The following is a 20096-nucleotide window of genomic DNA, read 5'->3' as shown; positions in this document are numbered from 1 at the left end:
CCCCATGGTCGAATTTTCGTTGTGGGACATCCTGCGCAACCTGCTGTTTGCAGCCCGCTGGACGGTCAGCCTCTCGCTCATCGCCTTCGTCGGCGGCGGCCTGGTGGGACTGCTGCTGCTGGTGCTGCGACTGTCCAAGCTGCGGGGCATGGACCGCGCCGTGGGCGCCTATGTACAGGTGTTTCAAGGCACGCCGCTGCTGATGCAGCTGTTTCTGGCGTACTTTGGCATCGCATTGTTTGGCATCAAGACCTCGCCGTGGACGGCTGCAGCCTTTGCGCTCACGCTTTACACCAGCGCCTATCTCACCGAGATTTGGCGCGGTTGTGTGGCCTCCATCCCCAAGGGCCAGTGGGAGGCCGCGCAGAGCCTGGCGCTGAGTTTTGGCGAGCAGTTGCGCCACGTCGTGCTGCCCCAGGCGCTGCGCATCGGGGTGCCGCCCACAGTGGGATTCTTGGTGCAGGTGATCAAGGGCACCGCGCTGGCGTCGGTGATCGGTTTTGTGGAGCTGACCAAGGCGGGCAGCATGATCTCCAACGCCACCTACCAGCCGTTTCTGGTGTATGCCTGCGTCGCTCTGCTGTACTTTGTTTTGTGCTTCCCGGTGAGCCTGGTGGCGCAGTCCCTTGAAAGGAAACTCCATGGCAATCGCCACTGAAACCGGCACCTTTACCACTTCACCCGCTGCAGATACCGCAGACACCGCACCCGTGGGTCGAACCATTGTCGACATCACCGCGCTGCGCAAGTCCTACGGGTCCAACGAGGTGCTCAAGGGCATCGACCTCAAGGTGCAAAAGGGCGAGGTGATTGCCATCATCGGCAAAAGCGGTTCGGGCAAGAGCACGCTGCTGCGCTGCGTGAACGGGCTGGAGGAGTTCCAGGAAGGCGCCCTGAGCGTCAATGGAAAAAAATTGCTGCACGAAAGCGCCACTGCCATGCGCGAACTGCGCCAGCAAGTGGGCATGATTTTTCAGAGCTTCAACCTGTTTCCGCACCTGAGCGTAGGCCGCAACATCATGCTAGCGCCCACACTGGTCAAGGCGCGCGACAAACAAGCCGCTACAGAACAGGCGCGCAAGCTGCTGGAGCGTGTGGGACTGGCTGAAAAGTTTGACGCCATGCCCGATCAGCTCTCAGGTGGTCAGCAGCAGCGCGTAGCCATTGCGCGCGCACTGGCCATGGAGCCGCAGGTGCTGTTGTGCGACGAAATCACCTCGGCGTTGGACCCGGAGCTGGTAGGCGAAGTGCTGCGCGTGGTGGAGTCATTGGCGCTGGAAGGCATGACGTTGATGATGGTCACGCACGAGATGGCGTTTGCTCGCAAGGTGAGCGACCGCGTGATCTTCATGCATCAGGGCCGTGTGCATGAACAGGGCACGCCCGCCGAGTTGTTTGGCAACCCACAGACGCCGGAGCTGCAGCAGTTTTTGTCGTCGCTGCACGATTGACGTGCCGGTTGACGAGCACCCGCTCATGCCGTCGCACACGTAGAAAAGCCTGCCCACGCCCTGGAGTTCCAGCGCGGGCAGGCTTCCGGGCCGAAGGCCCTCAAACGATGCGAGTAACACCTTGGCAAGGCAGATGCCAAGGTGCTGGTGTGTCAGTGATGGATCAGGAGTTGGCGCCCTTCCCAAACTCTTCGCGCGACAGCGTGCCGTTCTGGTCGGTGTCGAGTTCTTTGAACCGCTGGCCGATGGCTGGGAGCTTGGCGGTTTCCTTTGCGGTCAGTTGACCATCCTTGTTCGCGTCAGCGCGATCAAAGGCTGCGGTAGCCGCCAAAGGCGATGAATTCGAACCTGGGCCTGATGAAAATTTTGGGGCCGCCTGCGGAGAAGACTTTTCTGACGGCCCAAATTGAGGCGAAGGCGAGGAGGTCTGTCCTTGTGCCTGCAGTGCGCCCGCGCCGCCCAAAGAAATGGCTGCAAAGAGCATCACGCTGCGCGTGTCGAACCGGGTGCGTTGTTGCTGTGCTTTCATGGAAGCTAAGCTCCTTCGAAGTTGAACAGGGTTGCATTGCACCGCAGCATCGCCCGGGAGGCCAGCACTCTTGCCTGCTGTTGCGCAGACCTACATTTCCCAGCGCCGTGTAACCCGTAGGGCGTCGTTTATGTCGGTTTGCAGGGAGGATGTAGCCAAAAGTAGGTGGGCTTTGTCGTCGGAAAAAGCAGGTGCAATGTGGGCTGCGATGGTGTTTCCCCAGCGCCGCCGCTTGTGCGCTGGCTGACTGGCATGCCGGTGCAAGTCCTACAAGCCAAGGCTGTGCAGGCCAAAACAATGAACCCAAGCATTTCGCTTGTTTTCGAGTTTTGACCACCCAAGGAGCCTTCCATGCAAAAGCAAACCATCTTCGCCGCCCTGGCCACTCTGGCATGTACTGCGGCGCTGGCGCAAGCACCTGCCAGCGTCAATGCGCGGCCCCCGTCCGAAGTCAACCCCACCGCATCGGGTGGCGCTGCAGCCGCTAACGCCCAGAACAAGGTAGATATGCGGACCAGCCAAAGCAGCACTGCACCCGCGAACCCTGCCGCCGGTGATGGCCGAGCAGCGCCCGTGGCTGAGATTAATCCCAGCGCTGCGGGCGGCAAGGCTGCAGCTACAGCGCAAACACGCGTGAACACACGCTTGATGGACAGCAACGGCGATGGAACGGTGTCACGACAAGAATGGGACACTTACCATGCCAGCGCGTGGAACAGCATGCGACCCACCAACACGGGCGTCTCCACAGCGGACATCGACAAGCTCAACCGCACCCCGATGACGAACTGATCCAGCTACAAGGTGCGCCGCGCCTCACCCGCCATTGGAGGCGAAACGAGGTTCGACAAACACAGCCCTGCACACTGCGTGCAGGGCTGTGTTGCTTTTGGTGCCAGAGCGGCACGGGTTCCAATACCTACCCGCAAAGCGGGCGGTTGCAGCGGTGACGGAGAATCTCCCGATTGCTGACCACCTTGGTGGTACTTCCACCGAATCCACTCCCCACTCTCTGAGGCACCGCCATGGGAAACCGACTCACACAAATCGCCACCCGCACGGGCGATGCCGGCACCACCGGTCTGGGCAATGATCAGCGCGTCTCCAAGAACAGCACCCGCATCCACGCCATGGGCGACGTGGACGAGCTCAACTCCCACATCGGCCTGCTGCTGTGCGAACCCTTGCCCGACGATGTGCGCAGCCTGCTCGTGCAGGTGCAGCACCAGCTGTTCAACCTGGGCGGCGAGCTGTCCATCCCCGGCTACGAACTGCTCAAGGCCGAGGCCGTGCTGCAACTCGACGAAGCGCTGGCGCACTACAACGCATCGCTGCCACGCTTGCAGGAGTTCATCCTGCCCGCAGGCACCCGCGCTGCATCGCAGGCCCATGTCTGCCGCACCGTGGCCCGGCGCGCCGAGCGCGTGGTGGTGGGCCTGGGCAGCGAGGAAACCCTGAACGACGCGCCGCGCCAGTACCTGAACCGCCTGTCGGACCTGATGTTCGTGCTGGCCCGCGTGCTCAACCGCATGGATGGTGGCGACGACGTGTACTGGCAGAGCGAGCGCTTGGCCCGATCTCAGGCCGCGGACAACTGATCGCCACGGATCTGTTGCGCAGACCTCAGGCCATTCCCAGCATGCGCGCCAGGTTGTTGTCGCTGCGCTCCTGCTGCAGCGTGATGCTGTGCTCCAGCGCCAGCAGATGCGCTTCCATCTCGCGCGCCGCACCGTCGGCGTCGCCCTGGGCGATGAGATCCACCACGCGTTCATGCTCTTCGTGCTCGCACGAGGCCTTGCCGGGTGGCTCGTACAGCGCCACGATCAGCGAGCAGCGCGAGACCAGCTCCATCAGGTAGCGCTGCAGCACCGGGTTGCGTGCCAGCTCGGCCAGTCGCAGGTGGAAGGCACTGGCCAGCCGTGCCCAGGCGGGCTGCGTGAAGCGGTGCATGGCATCGTGCTCCTGCGCAAGCTGCTGGCGCAGCGAGGCGATGTCCTCGCGCGTCGCATGGCGCGTGGCCAGGCGCACGATGGAGCCTTCGAGCGCGCGGCGCGCCTCGAACACCTGGCGCGTCTCCTCGGGCGTGGGCTCGGCCACGATGGCGCCGCGGTTGGGGCGCAGGTCCACGATGTGGTCGTGCGCCAGCGCCTGCAGCACCTTGCGCACGGTGGCGCGGCGCACGTCGAACAGCTCGCACAGCGAGGCCTCGGGCAGCTTGGTGCCGGGCGTCAGGCGCTGGGTCATCACGCTTTCGTACACCGTGTTGTAGATGCGTGTTTCCACGTCGTCGCCCGTGCGCAGGCCCGGCAGGCCGGGCAGGTCGCTTTCCTGCAGTTGCGCGGCCGCCTTGAGCGGCACTGCCGCAGGGGATTGGGTCGAGGTGGTGGCCCGCAGTGGCTTGGCGCCGGCGCGGGGAGTTGTCTTGGTGGCCATGGTGTTCGCCCGGAATGCCTGCTGTCTGTCGTCGCGCGGCCCGGCGGATGTTGTTGCCCCCATTGTCGCGCCTTCAGAGCCTGCCGTCCTGCAGCGCTTGCCAGACCTGCACCGCCAGGCGCACCAGGGCCAGGTCGCTGCCCGCCGGGCCGATCAGCGACACCCCTGCGGGCAGGCCACCGGCCGTGGCCAGCGGCAGGCTCACCTGCGGCAGTCCGGCCAGCCCGGCAATGCAGCAGATGCGCAGGGTGCGCGCGCGGATGGCATCGATCTCGGTGCCGCCGGCGCTGCGCAGCGGCGCCACGCTGGCGGCCGAGGGAACGATCAGCACCGTGCCATTGCCGACGAGCGCACGCACCTGGGCGCGGGCGGCCTGGCCTGCGGCGCGCGCCGCCCCGGCGGCCTCGGCCGTGACCTCTGACGCGGCCTGCCAGCGGCCGGCAATGGCGTCTTCGAAGCCGGGCGCGTTGGCCGCGATCCATGCGCCATGGGCCTGCCAGGCCTCATGGGCGCCCCAGGCCACATAGTGGCGGCGCCAGTCCTCCAGCGAACTGCCCTGGGCTGCCGTTGCCGCGCCCGCCCCCTGGGGCAGGATTCTGGCGAGCACTTCCCCCACGCGGGGCAGCAGTGCGGCCACCTCGGCGTCGGCCACGGCAGCCGCGTCCAGCAGCACGACCGCGCGCGCCGCCGCGAAGGAGGTGGCAGGCAGCAGTGCCTGGGCCACACGTTCGAAGGTGCCTGCATCGTGCGCGAACCAGGTCGCGGTGTCGAAGCTGTCGTGCAGCGGCACCAGGCCTTCGCGCGACACCAGGCCATGCGTGGTGCGCAGCCCCCACACGCCGCAGTAGCTGGCTGGCACGCGGGTGGATCCACCCGTGTCGGTGCCCAGCGCAAAGTCCACCAGCCGCGCGGCCACTGCCGCGACCGAGCCGCTCGACGAGCCGCCTGGAATGCGCTCGGGCGCTGCGCTGTTGAGCGGCATGCCGTAGTGCAGGTTGTGGCCGTGGATGCTGTAGGCCAGCTCGTCGGTGACGACCTTGCCGCACAGCGTGGCGCCGGCATCGAGCAGGCGCTGCACCACCGGGCTGTGCCGGTCGGGCAGGGCATGGCTGGCCAGCCAGGCGGGGTTGCCCGCGCCCGTGGGCTGGCCGGCCACGTCGAACACGTCCTTGGCGGCAAAGCGCAGGCCGACCAAGGGGCCGTCGGGCGCCCCTTCGATCACGAAATGGCCATGGGGCACCCAGGCGTTGACGATGTCGGTGAAGGGCAGGCCGGGGGAAGCGATGGGGTGGTGCATGGGGCGGGGCTCAGGCAGAAGGGAACAGGGCATCCACGTGCCCGCAGATGGCGCCGGGCGTGGTGAACCACACGGCACCTGCATCGCGTGCGCGGGCCACATGCTCCAGCGCGCGGCGCAGGTGCCGCAGCCGGTACGGCTGGCCCACCAGATAGGGGTGCAGGGCGATGCCCATCACCAATGGCTGTGCGGTCGATTGCTGCAGCATCTCGTCGAAATTGTCGACAATCATCTGCGCGAAATCCTTGCCGTCGAGCTGGCGCGCAATGATCATCGGGATGTCGTTGAGCTCCTGGGGGTAGGGAATCGACCACAGCCGCTGGCCGCTGCGCGTGTGCATCGGCACGGGCTGGTCATCGTGCGCCCAGTTCAGGGTGTAGCGGTAGCCTGCCTCGGCCAGCAGGTCGGGCGTGGTGGGGCTCTCGGAGATCCAGGGCGAGAGCCAGCCCGTGGGCGCGCCGCCGCTGGCCTGTGCGATGCGTTCGCGGCAGGCGGACAGCAGCGCGGCTTCCTGCGCCTCGGCGAAGTCGCCCTGGCGCTCGGAATTGGTGTGGCCGTGGCCGATCAGCTCGTCGCCACGCGCTGTACAAGCGGCCAGCAGCTCGGGGCAGTGCTCGTACAGCGCAGTGTTCAAAATGCAGCCGGCCGGCAGGGCCAGCTGGTCGAACAGCTCCAGGCAGCGCCAGGCCCCCACGCGGTTGCCGTACTCGCGCCAGCTGTAGTTGAGCACGTCGGGCTCGGGTGATGCCGGGCCGATGCGCGCACCCAACCCGCCGCCAAAAGCGAAATGCTCCAGGTTGAAGCCCAGGTAGACCGCCAGACGCGCGCCGTTCGGCCAGGTGTAGTCGGGGCGGCGGGTGATGGGCGTGTAGCCGAAGCGCCCATGGGAGGGCAGGGGGCCATCGCCGTAGATGCTGGTGATCATGCGCCGGCACCTTGGGTGGGCGACCAGGGCGCGGCCAGGCCGGCACGCACCAGCAGCCATTCGGCGCTGTCGTTCCACACGTCCATGCGCACGATGAGGCCGCGCTGCAGCACGTAGCGGTCCACATAGCGGTTGCCCTCGAACGGCGTGCCATCGGGCCAGGCGCCGTAGAGCGTGCCCGTGTTGTAGACCACGGCCTCTTCGTGCGTGGCACCGGCCACGACGTCGGTGCTCTCGAACTTCTTTTTCACCCAGGCATAGCGCGTGGCGTTGAAGGCGCTGCACTCGGCCGGCTGGCGCATGGGTCGCCCACCCGTGAAGCGGATGGCCAGGCCCGGCGCGACGAAGCGGCTGGCGGCCGCAGGGTCCGGAATCATCACCAGGCGCAGGAACTCCTCGACGATGGCGCCGGCGTCCTGGGTGGGTGGTGTGTGTGCTTGCTGCTGCATGTTGGTGCTCCTGATCGCACCACCGGAGTGCGAAATATTGCGGGGGCTGCTTCGGGATGGGGCGGAACGCGGTGAACTGCCTCTGGTTTTTATTGTCAGCAAAGTGTGTGCCAGATTGTCGACAATGAAATATCAATAAAGTTGCCAATGGATATTGGTGTTTGTTGACATTGGCACGTTGCTTGCTGGTGGAGCCTCCCGAGGCGGACCGACACCCGCCCACCGATCCGTTCATCCCCGTCCACCCGCCACTGCAGGAGAACCGCCATGCCTTTCACCACCCGCCGCCGCTTTGCCGTCGCCACGCTCGCCACTGCGGCCTGGGCCGCCCTGGGAACCATGGGCGCCGCCCATGCCGCCGAACCGATCAAGGTCGGTCTGGTCACCGCCCTCTCGGGCCAGTCGGCACTGGCGGGGGACGCCATCACGCGCGGCCTGACCATCGCCATCGAGGAGATCAACGCCAAGGGCGGCCTGCTCGGCGGCCGCAAGTTCGAACTGGTGCGCCGCGACGACGAGGCCAACCCCGCCAAGGGCGTGACGGCTGCGCGCGAACTGATCTACAAGGAAAAGGTGGCCGTGCTCTTCGGCGGGCTGGACACGCCGGTCTCCATCGCCATCGTGCAGCTGGCCAACCAGGAGAAGGTGCCCTTCATGGGCCCCTGGGCCGCAGGCACGCCGGTCACCAAGAACGGCGCCAAGCCCAATTTCGCGTTCCGCGTCTCGGCCGTGGACGAGATCGTCGACCGCGGCATGCTGGCCTATGCGCAAAAGACCTTCAACGCCAAAAACCCCGGCATGATCCTGGTGAACAACCCCTGGGGCGAGTCCAACGAGAAGGGCCTGACCGCAGCGCTCACCGCCAAGGGCATGAAAGCCGCCGGCATCGAGAAGTTTGGCGACAGCGACGTGGACGTGGTGCCCCAGCTCACGCGCCTGAAGGCCGCCGGCGCCGACGCGCTGTTCCTGGTCGGCAACGTGGGCCCTTCGGCCCAGGTGGTCAAGTCGCTGGACCGCATGGGCTGGCAGGTGCCCATCGTCTCGCACTGGGGTCCTGCGGGGGGGCGCTTCACCGAACTGGCCGGTGCGAATGCCAAGAACGTGCATTTCGTGCAGACCTACAGCTTCTTCGGCAAGCAGGGCCCCGTGGGCGAGAAGGTGCTGGCGGCCCTCAAGGCCAAGTACCCCGAGATCAAGGGCCCCGACAACATCACCCCCGCGGTGGGTGTGGCCAACGCCTACGACGCCATGCAGCTGGCGGCGCTGGCCATCGCCCAGGCCGGCAGCACCGAGGGCGATGCCGTGCGCCAGGGCTTCTACAAGATCGGCAAGTACGACGGCCTGATCAAGGGCTATGACAAGCCCTTCAGCGAAGCCAACCACGACGCCCTGAGCGAGAACGACTACGTTTGGGCGCAGTTCATCGGCAACCGCATCCTGCCAGTCGGCCTCGAAAAATAAGCCCTGCACGCCTCGCGGTCCCGCGCCCTGCGTGGCGCGGGATCTCTCCTGCCTTTTCTCTCTTCTTCGATCACCACGATGCTCTTTCTCTCCGCCCTCATCAGCGGCATCGGCCTGGGCAGCATGTACGGGCTCATGGCCCTGGGCTTTCACGTCACCTTCGTCGTCTCCGGCACCGTGAACTTCGCCCAGGGCAGCTCCATGATGCTGGGCGCCGTGCTCACCTACGGCTTTGCCATGGTGCTGGGCTGGCCCATGGCGCTGGCGGTATTGCTGGCGCTGCTGCTGTGCGCGCTCTATGGCCTGGCCGTGGAGTTCTTCGCGGTGCGCCCCTTCGCACGCCGGGGCTCCGACGCCTGGCTCATGGCCACCGTGGCGCTGGGCATCGTGGTCGACAACCTGGCCATGTTCACCTTCGGCAAGGAGCCGCGCAGCCTGCCGTCGCCGCTGGCCCAGGCACCGATGACGCTGGGCGACATCGGCCTGGGCGTGTACCCGCTGCAGCTCCTCATCCCGGCCATCGGCCTGGTGCTGGCCGCCGTGCTGCACTTCGTGGCGCGGCGCACGCGCTGGGGCACGGCCATGCTGGCCGTGGTGCAGAACCGCGATGCGGCGCGGCTCATGGGCATCCCCATCGGGCGGGTGGTGTCGGCCGCGTTCGCGCTGTCGGCCGTGTTCGCCGGCGTGGCCGGCGTGCTCATCGCGCCACTCGTGAACGTGCAGTCCGACATGGGCACGCTGTTCGGCCTCAAGGCGTTTGCGGTCGCCATCCTGGGCGGCATCGGCAGTGCCTGGGGCGTCATGGCCGCAGGCCTGCTGTTCGGTGTGGCCGAGGCGCTGATCACCTCCACGCTGGGCTCGGGCTACACGCAGATCCTCACTTTCTCGCTCGTCATCGTGGCGCTGGCCGTGCGGCCCAACGGGCTCTTCGGGCGTGCCCTGGTGCGCAAGGTATGAAGACGATTTTCTCCTCCGTGCAGAACGCATCCTCCCTTCCTTCGTCCGCGCGCGGACTGGCCATGCCCACCCTGCTCGTGCTCACGGCGCTGGGCGTAGCCGTGGGCCTGGCGCTGGCCACGCAGGTCAATGGCTACTACGTCTTCGTGCTGGCCAACGTGGCGCTGCTCGCGTTGGTGGGCATCGGTCTGAACGTGCTGCTCGGCCTGTCGGGCCAGGTCTCGTTTGGGCACGTGGGCTTCTACGCCATCGGCGCCTACGCCGTGGCCATTCTCACCACCAAGGCCGGCTGGAGCTTCTGGGCCGCCTGGCCGGTCGCTGCCGTGATGGCCGGCGCCATGGGCGCGCTGCTCGCCCTGCCGGCGCTGCGCGTCAAGGGCCCGTACCTGGCCATGGTGACGATTGCCTTCGGCCTGATCGTGGAGCACAGCGCGGTGGAGATGCGCGAGCTCACCGGCGGGCAGAACGGCATCATGGGCATTGCCGCACCGGCATTGGGCATCGATGCGCTGCGCGGCGAGCGTGCCATCGCAGTGCTGGCCATCGTGGCCGTGGCGGTGGCGCTGCTGGCCTATACGCGGTTGTCGCGGGGCGCCTGGGGCGCCGCGTTGCGCGCGGTGCGCGACTCCGAGACGGCGGCCGAGTCCATCGGCCTGAACCCGCTGGTCGTGAAGACCGTGGCGTTTGCGGTGTCGGCCCTGCTCGCGGGGTTGGCGGGCGGGCTGTATGCGCCGCTGTCGGGCTTCGTCACACCGCACAGCTTCTCCTTCCTGCAGTCCATCCTGTTCGTGCTGGTGGTGATGATCGGCGGGGCGGGCAGCATCGCCGGGCCGCTGGTGGGCGCGGTCATCGTCGGCTTGCTGCCCGAGCTGCTGTCCAGCCTGGAGGAATACCGCCTGCTGTTCTTTGGCGCGCTGCTGCTGGTGGTGCTGTGGGTGGCGCCACAAGGCCTGGTAGGGCTGCTGGCGCGCCTGCACCGCAATGCGCCGGCCAGCGCGGATGCGGGCACCGCATCAGGCGCTGCCTTGCCCACCCTGAAACCCGAGGGCAGCCGTGCGCTGAGCGCGCAAGGCCTGTCCATGGTGTTCGGCGGCGTGCGCGCGGTGAGTGAGCTGTCGTTCGCCGTGCGGCCCGGTGCCGTCACCAGCCTGATCGGGCCCAACGGCGCGGGCAAGAGCACGGTGCTCAACATGCTCAGTGGCTTCTACACCCCCACCAGCGGCGGCGCGCTGCTGGGCGCCGAGCCGCTGCAGGGCCGGGGCGCCTGGCGCATCGCCCGGGCCGGTGTGGCGCGCAGCTACCAGACCTCGCAGCTCTTCGGCTCGCTGAGCGTGCTCGACAACGTCGCCCTGGCGCTGGCACGCGGTGGCCTGGGCCCCTTGCTGGGCGATGGCCGCGTATGCTCGCCCGGTGCGCGGGACGAGGCGCGCGCCCTGCTGGCCTGGTGCGGCTACCGGGGCGCCGTGCAGGTGCCGGCCGCCGACCTGGCCCACGTGGACCGGCGCCTGGTGGAGATTGCCCGCGCACTGGCCCTGCGGCCCGAGGTGCTGCTGCTCGATGAGCCGGCCGCCGGCCTGTCCACCGAGGACAAGGACCAGCTCTCCGCCCTGCTGCGCCGCATTGCCGACCAGGGCGTGGGCGTGCTGCTGGTGGAGCACGACATGGCGCTGGTGATGGGCCTGTCGGACCATGTGGTGGTGATGGAGTCGGGCCGCCACCTCGCCGAAGGCAGCCCTGCCGAGGTGCAGGCCCACCCCGCCGTGCGCAAGGCCTACCTGGGCGATGGCGCCGGTGGTGCCGTGGCGGTGCATGCCGCCGCAGCGCGGGCCCTGCTGGCCGATGCCCCCGAAGTGCTGGGCGTGGGCCGCCTCACCACCGGCTATGGCGCCGAGCCCGTGCTGCACAGCGTGGACCTGCGCGTGCGCCAGGGCGAGATGGTGGCGCTGCTGGGCGCCAACGGCGCGGGCAAGTCCACGCTGATGCGCACCCTGGCGGGCCTGCACCGGCCGCTGTCGGGCGGCATCCACATGGACGGCGTGGAGTTGGGCCCGTTGCGCGCCGAGCAGATCGTGGCGCGCGGCTTGGTGCTGGTGCCCGAGGGGCGCCAGGTGTTTCCCGAGCTCTCGGTGCTCGACAACATCCGCCTGGGCGCCTTCCTCCACCCCGAGGGTCGCGAGGCCCGGGTGGAGGAGATGCTGCAGCGCTTTCCGCGCCTGCGCGAGCGGCTGCACCAGCGCGCCGGCCTGCTCTCGGGCGGCGAGCAGCAGATGCTGGCCATTGCCCGCGCCCTCATGAGCCGCCCGCGCGTGCTGTTGCTCGACGAGCCTTCGCTGGGCCTGGCGCCCAAGGTCATCGAAGAGCTGTTCGCCTCGCTGGCGCGCCTGCGCGACGAATCCATGACCCTGGTGCTGGTGGACCAGATGGCGGCGCTGGCGCTGTCGCTGGCCGACCGGGCCTATGTGCTGGAAGGCGGGCGCGTGGTGGCCCAGGGCACGGCGGCGGAAATTGCCGCCAATGACGCCCTGACCCGCGCCTACCTCGGTGGTGGACATTGAATTGAACGCCATGGACGACCCCACTGCCATCAACCTGCCCGATGTCCTCGCCGAGGTCACCGCCGCCTTTGCGCGCTACGAGCATGCCCTGGTCCACAACGAGGTGGAGGTGCTCGATGCCCTGTTCTTCCACGGTCCGAACACCGTGCGCTACGGCGCCACGGAATGCCTCTACGGCATCGACGCGATCCGCGCCTTCCGCAGCGGCCGTTCGGCGGCCGGCCTGGCGCGAACGCTGCGCAACACCACCCTCACCACCTACGGGCGCGACTTTGCCACCGCCAGCACCGAGTTCACGCGCGAAGGCAGCGCGCGCACCGGCCGCCAGCAGCAGACCTGGGTGCGCATGCCCGGCCAGGGTTGGTGTGTTGTCGCAGCCCATGTATCGTTGATGGATTGACCGACAAACGACTGACCGACCGATACCCAGGAGACTTCTCGATGTTGCACAGCCTGCAAAGCCGCGGTGGCATGGTCACCGCCCCCCACCACCTGGCCGCACAGGCCGGCGCCGCCGTGCTGCGCGAGGGTGGCAACGCGGTGGAGGCCATGGTCGCGACGGCTGCCGCCATCGCCGTGGTCTACCCGCACATGAACAGCCTGGGCGGTGATGGCTTCTGGCTCATCCACACGCCCGGCACGGCGGCCCCGGTCGCAGTGCGCGCCTGTGGCGGCGCGGCGCAGGCGGCGGACGCGGCCTTCTACCAGGCGCATGGCGATGCGGCCATCCCCACGCGCGGGCCGCGCGCGGCGCTCACCGTGGCCGGTGCCATCGGCGGCTGGGCCGAGGCCCTGGAAGTGGCGCGCGCCTGGGGCGGCAAGCCGCTGCCGCTGTCCCGCCTGCTCGAAGACGCGATCCGCCATGCGCGCGAGGGCATGCCCATCACCACCTCCCAGGTGGAGCTGACGCGCGCCAAGTGGGCCGAGTTGGAGCATGTGCCCGGCTTCGCCGCCGCCTTCGCGCCCGAGGGCCAGCCGCACCGCGGCGACACGCTGCGCCAGCCGCGCATCGCCGCCACCTTGCAGCGCCTGGCCGAGGCCGGGCTGCACGACTTCTACCGCGGCGACCTGGCGCGCAGCATGGCACGCGACCTGCAGGCCCTGGGCAGCCCGCTGGCGCTGGCCGACCTGGAGGGCTGGCACGCCCAGCAGGTGACACCGCTGTCGGTGCAGTTGTCGGCCGGCCGCGTCTTCAACCAGCCGCCGCCCACGCAGGGCGTCTCGTCGCTGGCCATCCTGGGCCTGTTCGACCGCCTGGGCGTGGGCCAGGCCGAGGGCTTCGACCACGTGCATGGCCTGGTGGAATCCACCAAGCGGGTCTTCGCCTGGCGCAACCGGCACGTGGGCGACCCGGCCTTCATGCGCGCCGACCCGGCGGCTTTCCTGCAGGCGGCTTCGCTCGACGCCGAGGTGGCACGCATCGACAAGGTCCGCGCTGCGCCCTGGCCCGAACCCACGGAGCCCGGCGACACGGTGTGGATGGGCGCCGCCGATGCCCAGGGCAACGTGGTCAGCTACATCCAGAGCATCTATTGGGAGTTCGGCAGCGGCATCGTGCTGCCCGAGACGGGGCTGCACTGGCAGAACCGCGGCGCCTCGTTCACGCTAGGTGCCGGGCCCAACCAGCTGGCGCCCGGGCGCCTGCCGTTCCACACCCTCAACCCGGCGCTGGCGCATCTGAAAGACGGGCGCGTGCTGGCCTACGGCACCATGGGCGGCGAGGGCCAGCCGCAGACCCAGGCGGCGGTGTTCACGCGCCATGTGCTCTTCGGCCAGGACATGCAGGCCGCGGTGACCGCGCCGCGCTGGCTGCTGGGCCGCACCTGGGGCGACCATTCCACCAACCTCAAGCTCGAATCGCGCGCGGACCCGGCCCTGGTGGACCAACTGCGCGCCGCCGGCCACGACGTGCAGGTGGTGGGCGCTTTCGAGGACATGATGGGCCACGCCGGGGCGGTGGCGTTCCACCCCGACGGGCGCATCGAGGGCGCGACCGACCCGCGTGCCGACGGGATCTGCGCGGGGGTTTAGGGTTGGGTAGACGGCTTTAGCGCGGCGCCAGGATCGCCATCGTCAGCCGCGAAACGCAGGTCAATTCCCCCGCCTCATTCACCATCTCGATCTGCCACACCTGTGTGCTGCGGCCAATGTGCACCGGCCGCGCCGTGCCGGTGACCCAGCCACTGGTGGCAGAGCGCAGGTGGTTGGCGTTGATGTCCAGGCCTACCGCGTTGTGCCCCTCGGGGCTGGCGTAATACGCGCCGATGGAGCCCAGCGATTCGGCCAGCACCACGCTCACCCCGCCATGCAACAGGCCAAACGGCTGCACTGTGCGGTGGTCCACGGGCACGCGTCCCCGCACAAAGTCATCGCCCAGTTCGGTGATCTCGATGCCCAGGTGCTGGGCGGCGGTGTTGTGGTTGGCAGCGTTGAGCGCGGCGAGGGTGGCGGACTTTTTCCAGATGGGCATGGGAGGCAATCTCGGTCAGGCAGAAAGAGAATCAGTTCAAAGCGGGCCATTGTGCCCACTCGGCCCCTACAACTGCCGCACTGAGCCTCCGCGCTAAGGGACGCGGGGCGCTCTCAGCACCCATCACCCCACCATACGGCCGTTGGCGCCCATCACGCCCAGGTCCAGAAAACGCGAACCCACATACGGCGCGCCACCGGCATAGTCGATGGACAGACCGCCCAGATCATTGCTGCGGATGCCCGCCAAGGCGGTGCGCAGCTTGGCGCGGGTCAGGTCGCGGCCAGCGCGCTCCAGGCCGTCGGTCAGCACGCGGGCGTTCACATAACCTTCAAAGCTGCGGGCCGAGAATTCCTGGAAGCCCAGCGCGCGCATGGCTTTTTGGTAGTCGCGCACCACGGCCACGCTGGTGCGGCCGGCGTCTGGCAGCACCATCGACAGCGCAATGCCCGACGCCTTGCCGCCCAACTGGCGCAGGTTGTCGCCGCTCAGGGCCACACTGGTGGCGGCCAGCGGTGTGCTGGGCGACACCTTTTTGAACTCGTTGACCAGCGTGGCGGTGATGTCGCCTGCCGTGCCCAACAGCACGGCAGTGGCTTTGGCCGCAACGGCCTTGCCCACCACGTCGGCTACCTGAGCGCCCTGCGCATCCAGCTTGAAAGCCTTGGGCACTGGCTGCTTGGCGGCGGCCATGGCCTTGTTCACGTCGGCCAGAAACTCGCGGCCAAAGGCCGTGTCCTGGTACACGATGGCCAGGTCGGTCATGCCCATGGACACCAGCTTTTGCGTCAGGCGCTGGGCTTCATCAGCGTAGCTGGCGCGCACGTGGAACACCGAGCGGTACTCGGCCTTGCGCAGCGAGGTGGCGCCGCTTTGAGGGGCCACATAGGGAATCTGCGCCTCGTCCACCAGGGGCATGATGCGCTGGTTGTTGGCCGTGCCCATGCACGAGATCAGCGACACCACATTGGCATCGGCAATCAGCTTGCGCACGTTCTCTTCAGAGCGGGCGGCGTCATAGCCGTCGTCCATTGCCAGCAGCTTGATCTCGCGGCCGTGGATGCCCTTGGCGTTGGCCTGCGCAAAACCGGCGTCCAGCCCCTGCTTGAGTTCCTTGCCCAGGCTGGCCAGCGCACCGCTGGTACCCAGCGAGCAGCCAATGGTTACCACTTTGGCGTCCATGAGGTCTTGCACACCCACGGCGCGGGACGAAGTGGCCAACAGCAGGCCGGTGCTTGCGGCCACAAGGGATTGGGTGAACTGGCGACGTTGCATGGCAAAAACTCACAGACAAAAAGCAACCAGCCCCGGGTGGGGGCTGGTGGGGGTGGGCAGAGGGGAGGTTGATAGACCTAGGGAAAACCCTGATCTTATCTGCCCAGGCTGGCAATTGGCTGTCAGGAACCAACGGAATGGGGACACCCGGCGCGGCAGGTGCGGTACAGCGACACCAGTCCGTTCGGGCTTGGCCTGTGGGCGGGCGCATCTCGACCACCGGTTAGCATCGGCGCCAGTTGCAGGTGCGCGGCATGGCTGGCGCATGCTGCGCCCCCGCCCTTCAACGTTGACCCGTTCATGAACTCTGCACCGTCCTGCCCGTCCTGCCGTCAGCCGATGCAGGTCCACCGGTTCACCAGCAACCAGGGCGAACCTCTGGAGCTGGACATCTGCTTTGCCTGCCAGGGGCTGTGGTTTGACCGGCATGAGAACCTCAAGCTGTCGCCCGCATCGGTGGTGGAGCTGTTCCGCGTGCTGCATGAACACCGCACCGACCAACACCAGCCCCTGGCCGACCCCATGGCCTGCCCGCGCTGCAACACCACCCTGGCCAAAGGTTTTGACGTGGTGCGCAGTGGCCGCTACATGATTTACCGCTGTGGGCGCCAGCACGGGCGGTTCAGCGCGTTCTCGTCCTTCATGGTCGAAAAAGGCTTTGTGCGCCACATGACGCGCCCCGAGATCGACGACCTGGCCAGACGCGTGGGCGCCATCTACTGCACCAGTTGCGGCGCCCCGGTGGACATCCGCAAGGACCACGCCTGCCCCTATTGCCGTGCCGCTTTTTCCCTCATCGACCCCCAGGCCGTGGTCAACGCCCTGGAGGGCTACGCGCAAGCCAGCGCCCGGGTGCCTGCGGGCACGCCGTCGTCCCCGCAGGTCGACATTGGCGATGCCTTGGTCGCCCTGGAGCGCGACCGCACACGGGCGGAGCGCGAGCGGCAGAAAAAGGCGTTCACCAGCACCGCCGACGCGTCAGATGCCGGGTTCACCGGCGACCTGCTGGCCGCGGGGGTGGAGATGGTCTGGGCGTTGATCAAGACCAGAAGCCATTGAGTCTGCTCACGCTGCGGTGAACCGCAGCGCGGGGCCGCCCCATACACGCTCGCTGCGGGCGGACATTGCCCACGCGCAGGGGGATGCGTCCACAATGGGGCAGGCCTGCGCCCTGGGCCTCCCGCATCCCACCCACCGTGGCGCCTCTTCGCCACCCGAGGAGAGCCCCATGCCGCAGCCGCCGCCCCCCAGCCGACGACGCTCCGCCTACCCACTGCGTGCACAAAGCACGCCCGCGCAACACGAGGATGGCAGCACCGACCAGCCCTGCCTGCTGGAGCGTGCCCAGCTCCACGCCGTGCCCAGCACCTTGCTCATCCCCCTGGCGGCCCGCGCGCATGGCGGGCGGTACTTTGCGTGGCTGGCCTGCCAGGACGCGGTCGCCACGAAACTGCTGGCTGAGCTGGGCGCAGACGTCAACGCCTACCTGGACGACCTGCCCACGGTGCTCAACGTGCTGTGGCGCACGCGGGCGATCAAAGAGGTGGGGCGGGCATTTTTTGCCGATCATCCGCAGGCGCTGGGCGTCAACCTGGGCTGCGGGCTCACGCACCATTTTCAATGGCTCGACGCGGGGGCCAACCACTGGCTGGACGCAGACCTGCCGGAGGTGATGGCGCTGCGCGAGCAATTGCTGCCGCTGTGCTGCCCACGTGCGCGGCATGCCCAGGTGGACCTGACCCAGCCCGGCTGGTGGAAGCGGCTGGGGCTGCCAACGAAAACCGATGCGCAGCCGGTGCTCCTGGTTTGCGAAGGTGTGCTGATGTACTTGCAGCCCGCGCAAGTGCACGCCGTGCTGGCCGAGTTTGCGCAATGCGCGCCTGCAGGTTCGCGCATGGTGCTGGATGTGCTCACGCGCCAGGCGGTGGGTCGTGCATCTGCCAATGCCAGCGTGGGGCTCACCGGGGCAGAGTTTTGTTGGGGCGTCGGCCGCATGGCCGAGCTGGAACAGGTGCATCCGCGCCTGGCGCTGCTGCGCGAGCAGAGCGTGTCGGAGTGCTACGGCTGGACGGGCATCGCGCTGGACATGTTGTGGCGGCCCTGGCTGGGTGCGCCGCTGTATGGCATGGCCACACTGGGTGTGGAGGATGGCTCCGCCTGAGCCGCGACCCGCTCGGTGTCACCGCCGGAGGCTGCAACTCTTCGATGCCGTCCAAGCCTGCGCAGGCAGGCTTGGAGCCGCGGCATCTCAGCCCCTGAGGGGGACGCCACCGGTGGCCTGGCAAAGCCAATCCCCAGTGGCACCGGCTTGCGCCGCTCCGGTTGCGAATGACGTGCTACTGCCTGGGCGCCAGTGCGCGCACCCATCGTGGCGGTTGGCCCGTCAACTGCCCCACGATGGCCGCCTGCAGCGGCGGCAGGCGCCGCGCGCCCTGCAGCACCCATTGCCGCAGCAGGCGCGGCACCGGGCGCGGGTCGGTGTACAGCCGCACGATGGCGTTGGTGCCCTGGTACATGGGCCAGGCGTGCCGGTGGTGGCCGCGGGCGTACGAGGCCAACGCGTCGGCGCTGCCGATGTCCTGCCTGCGCTGCCGGGCGGCCACCAGCGCGGTGGTCAAACGCTCGACACCGGCCAGGCCCAGGTTGTAGCCATGCGCGGTCACCGGGTGCATGCCCACGGCAGCGTCGCCGAGCAGTGCGCAGCGCGGGCCCACAAAGCGCTGGGCATACACGGCGACCAGCGGGTAGGCGTGGCGCTCACCCACCAGCCGCATGGGCCCCAGCCGCGTTTTGAACTGCGCCTGCACCTGGGCCGCAAAGGCCTCGGGGTTTTGGGCCATCAGCACAGCGGCGTCGGCCGCAGCCGCTGTGACCACCACGGAACATAAGGCGTGCCCGTCCAGCGGGTCATCGGGCAGCGGCAACACGGCCAGCGTGCGTTCGTAGCCAAAACACTCGTGCGCCACGCCGCCATGGGGCAGCGCATGGCGCATGCGGCAGACGATGACGGTGCGGCCAAAGTCCGTCATCTGCGCGCCGATGCCCAACTGGCGGCGCGTGGCCGAAAAGCGGCTGTCGGCGGCTACCAGCAGCGGGGCGTGCAGGCGCTCGGTTGGGGTGCCGCTGGTGGCGTTGTCGGTTGATGCGGTCACGCAGTCCAGTTCGGCCTGCGCGCCCAGCGTGGCCACACGGGTGACCTGGGCGCGGGTGACGATGCGTACGCTCGGTGTGCGTGCGGCCACTGCGTAGGCGCTGCGGCGCAACGCGTGGTTGGACACGATGAAGCCCAGCGGCTCCGTAGCCGCAGCGCCGACGCACTGGTTGCCCGGCGCGCTCCGTGATGCACTCAGCTGCAACGCACTGTGCTGACCCAGCGGGCCGTCGTGCACCTGCGCCTCGCAGATCGTGCCCACCTCATGGTCGGCCAGCTGCGCCCAGGTGCCCAGCCGCTCCAGCGTGGCGCGGCTGGGGTGGGTCAGCGCAATCTCGCGGCCATCGGGCGCGGGCTGGGCCAGGGCGCTTTCGGGCTGCTGTTCCACCACCGTGGCGGTGAAGCCTGCCTGCGCCAAAGAGATGGCCAGCGACAGGCCCGCCGGGCCGGCGCCGACGATGAGAACGTCGCTGTGAAGGGTCATGGCAAGAACAACGCAAAGAAAGGGGTGCGTGCCATTGTGGGCGGGTGGGGTGGAGCAGGCTTTGCCCTGCATCAACCTGCCCCGTCAAGCGAATGACGCTATAAATTAAATAGCTATCAGCGCTTATTGGATAAGCGCTAGAGGCCAAAAACACTTGAAATTTGGCCGCCAGACAACCGACGGGCAAGCCTCTCAGGTCTTGGCTGTTTTGCGCGGTGTCTTGCCCGCTTTCTTGCGTGCGGGCGCCGACTTCTTGCCGCCGCGCAAATGCAGCACCCAGGTCACCACCAGCCACAGGTACGACACCAGCACGCTGTACGCCGCCACCCACGCCAAGGAACCCGGCGCCGCGATAAGGGAGCGCGGGTTGGCCAGGGTCTTGAGCAACTGCAGCGTGCCCGTGCCCAGCACCGGGTTGGCCTGCGCGCTGCCCGAACGCGCCATGCGGGCCGCCATGAAGATGAAGAACTCCATCAGCAGCGCGCCCACCACAAAACACGCCAGCAGCGCCATCAAGTGCGCCAAGGCCCGCCGGTCGCCCTTGGCCAGAAAGTAGATGGCCGACACCAGCACCAGCGCGGGCAACAACCAGACCAGTGCGGGCCAGGCGGACATGAGCATTTGCATGGGGGAGGGCGGGTTCGAGTGAGCAGGGAGGG

The 20096-nt window shown here is 68.1% G+C and carries 20 protein-coding genes and 1 pseudogene; 12 read left to right on the top strand and 9 right to left on the bottom strand.

Translation table 11 applies throughout. The features are described 5' to 3' along the window. Positions 1-4 precede the first annotated feature (4 nt). Complete coding sequence (locus ACK41V_RS07500) at positions 5-658, top strand: amino acid ABC transporter permease (protein WP_409780034.1); 654 nt, start codon at positions 5-7, stop codon at positions 656-658. After that, positions 642-1451 (top strand): amino acid ABC transporter ATP-binding protein, encoded by an 810-nt coding sequence (locus tag ACK41V_RS07495; protein ID WP_409780031.1) that lies wholly within the window; start codon positions 642-644, stop codon positions 1449-1451. The genes ACK41V_RS07500 and ACK41V_RS07495 overlap by 17 nt, the downstream gene beginning before the upstream one ends. A gap of 163 nt (positions 1452-1614) precedes the next feature. Here ACK41V_RS07495 and ACK41V_RS07490 read toward each other — a convergent pair whose 3' ends face one another. Beyond that, positions 1615-1980, bottom strand: coding sequence for an EF-hand domain-containing protein (locus ACK41V_RS07490; RefSeq protein ID WP_409780028.1), 366 nt, complete (start codon positions 1978-1980; stop codon positions 1615-1617). Between the two features lie 351 nt (positions 1981-2331). Here ACK41V_RS07490 and ACK41V_RS07485 point away from each other — a divergent pair, with 351 nt between their 5' ends. After that, positions 2332-2772, top strand: a complete 441-nt coding sequence (locus ACK41V_RS07485; RefSeq protein WP_409780025.1) for a hypothetical protein — start codon at positions 2332-2334, stop codon at positions 2770-2772. A gap of 233 nt (positions 2773-3005) precedes the next feature. After that, on the top strand, positions 3006-3578 hold the full coding sequence (locus ACK41V_RS07480) for a cob(I)yrinic acid a,c-diamide adenosyltransferase (RefSeq protein ID WP_409780022.1): 573 nt from the start codon (positions 3006-3008) through the stop codon (positions 3576-3578). Positions 3579-3603: 25 nt separating this feature from the next. Here the strand turns inward: ACK41V_RS07480 and ACK41V_RS07475 are convergent, their stop codons facing one another. The 4 genes from ACK41V_RS07475 to ACK41V_RS07460 all read right to left on the bottom strand — a co-directional run bounded on the left by ACK41V_RS07475 (position 3604) and on the right by ACK41V_RS07460 (position 7084). Continuing rightward, the gene (locus tag ACK41V_RS07475) at positions 3604-4413 is read right to left on the bottom strand and encodes a GntR family transcriptional regulator (protein WP_057266787.1); all 810 of its coding nucleotides are present in this window, start codon (positions 4411-4413) and stop codon (positions 3604-3606) included. A 73-nt stretch (positions 4414-4486) separates the two neighbouring features. Further along, the gene (locus ACK41V_RS07470; protein WP_409780019.1) at positions 4487-5710 is read right to left on the bottom strand and encodes an amidase; all 1224 of its coding nucleotides are present in this window, start codon (positions 5708-5710) and stop codon (positions 4487-4489) included. A 10-nt stretch (positions 5711-5720) separates the two neighbouring features. After that, complete coding sequence (locus ACK41V_RS07465) at positions 5721-6635, bottom strand: polysaccharide deacetylase family protein (protein ID WP_409780016.1); 915 nt, start codon at positions 6633-6635, stop codon at positions 5721-5723. Further along, positions 6632-7084 (bottom strand): nuclear transport factor 2 family protein, encoded by a 453-nt coding sequence (locus tag ACK41V_RS07460; RefSeq protein WP_409780013.1) that lies wholly within the window; start codon positions 7082-7084, stop codon positions 6632-6634. Before ACK41V_RS07460 ends, ACK41V_RS07465 begins: the two co-directional genes overlap by 4 nt. Before the next feature lie 267 nt (positions 7085-7351). Between ACK41V_RS07460 and ACK41V_RS07455 the strand changes: the two genes are divergently transcribed. The 5 genes from ACK41V_RS07455 (at position 7352) to ACK41V_RS07435 (ending at position 14088) form a co-directional block, all read left to right on the top strand. Then, the gene (locus ACK41V_RS07455) at positions 7352-8545 is read left to right on the top strand and encodes an ABC transporter substrate-binding protein (RefSeq protein ID WP_409780010.1); all 1194 of its coding nucleotides are present in this window, start codon (positions 7352-7354) and stop codon (positions 8543-8545) included. A 78-nt stretch (positions 8546-8623) separates the two neighbouring features. Beyond that, a complete protein-coding gene (locus tag ACK41V_RS07450; RefSeq protein ID WP_409780007.1) occupies positions 8624-9502 on the top strand; it encodes a branched-chain amino acid ABC transporter permease in 879 nt (292 codons plus the stop codon). Positions 9503-9564: 62 nt separating this feature from the next. Beyond that, on the top strand, positions 9565-12057 hold the full coding sequence (locus ACK41V_RS07445; protein ID WP_409780086.1) for an ATP-binding cassette domain-containing protein: 2493 nt from the start codon (positions 9565-9567) through the stop codon (positions 12055-12057). A gap of 10 nt (positions 12058-12067) precedes the next feature. Next, positions 12068-12457, top strand: coding sequence for an oxalurate catabolism protein HpxZ (gene hpxZ, locus ACK41V_RS07440; protein ID WP_409780004.1), 390 nt, complete (start codon positions 12068-12070; stop codon positions 12455-12457). 41 nt (positions 12458-12498) lie between these two features. Continuing rightward, positions 12499-14088, top strand: a complete 1590-nt coding sequence (locus tag ACK41V_RS07435; RefSeq protein ID WP_409780083.1) for a gamma-glutamyltransferase family protein — start codon at positions 12499-12501, stop codon at positions 14086-14088. A gap of 16 nt (positions 14089-14104) precedes the next feature. Here the strand turns inward: ACK41V_RS07435 and ACK41V_RS07430 are convergent, their stop codons facing one another. Together ACK41V_RS07430 and ACK41V_RS07425 are read right to left on the bottom strand one after the other, a co-directional pair. Then, positions 14105-14527 (bottom strand): hotdog fold thioesterase, encoded by a 423-nt coding sequence (locus tag ACK41V_RS07430; RefSeq protein WP_409780001.1) that lies wholly within the window; start codon positions 14525-14527, stop codon positions 14105-14107. 123 nt (positions 14528-14650) lie between these two features. Then, entirely contained in the window at positions 14651-15802 is a 1152-nt protein-coding gene (locus ACK41V_RS07425; RefSeq protein ID WP_409779998.1) for an ABC transporter substrate-binding protein, read from the bottom strand. 230 nt (positions 15803-16032) lie between these two features. Here ACK41V_RS07425 and mbnA point away from each other — a divergent pair. The 3 genes and pseudogenes from mbnA to ACK41V_RS07410 form a co-directional block, all read left to right on the top strand. Next, a pseudogene (mbnA, locus tag ACK41V_RS07420) lies at positions 16033-16095 on the top strand (methanobactin); the annotation flags it as partial. Positions 16096-16102: 7 nt separating this feature from the next. Further along, positions 16103-16861, top strand: coding sequence for a zf-TFIIB domain-containing protein (locus tag ACK41V_RS07415; protein ID WP_409779995.1), 759 nt, complete (start codon positions 16103-16105; stop codon positions 16859-16861). Positions 16862-17030: 169 nt separating this feature from the next. Next, on the top strand, positions 17031-17963 hold the full coding sequence (locus ACK41V_RS07410) for a class I SAM-dependent methyltransferase (RefSeq protein ID WP_409779992.1): 933 nt from the start codon (positions 17031-17033) through the stop codon (positions 17961-17963). A gap of 175 nt (positions 17964-18138) precedes the next feature. On the opposite strand, the gene ubiM is transcribed toward ACK41V_RS07410, so the two are convergent. After that, a complete protein-coding gene (gene ubiM, locus ACK41V_RS07405; protein ID WP_409779990.1) occupies positions 18139-19437 on the bottom strand; it encodes a 5-demethoxyubiquinol-8 5-hydroxylase UbiM in 1299 nt (432 codons plus the stop codon). Between the two features lie 192 nt (positions 19438-19629). Next, positions 19630-20064, bottom strand: coding sequence for a hypothetical protein (locus ACK41V_RS07400; RefSeq protein WP_409779987.1), 435 nt, complete (start codon positions 20062-20064; stop codon positions 19630-19632). Between the last annotated feature and the right edge of the window lie 32 nt (positions 20065-20096).

This window comes from Acidovorax sp. (assembly GCF_046291265.1).
GTDB lineage: Bacteria > Pseudomonadota > Gammaproteobacteria > Burkholderiales > Burkholderiaceae_C > Acidovorax.
This window is presented reverse-complemented; position numbering and strand designations above follow the sequence as displayed.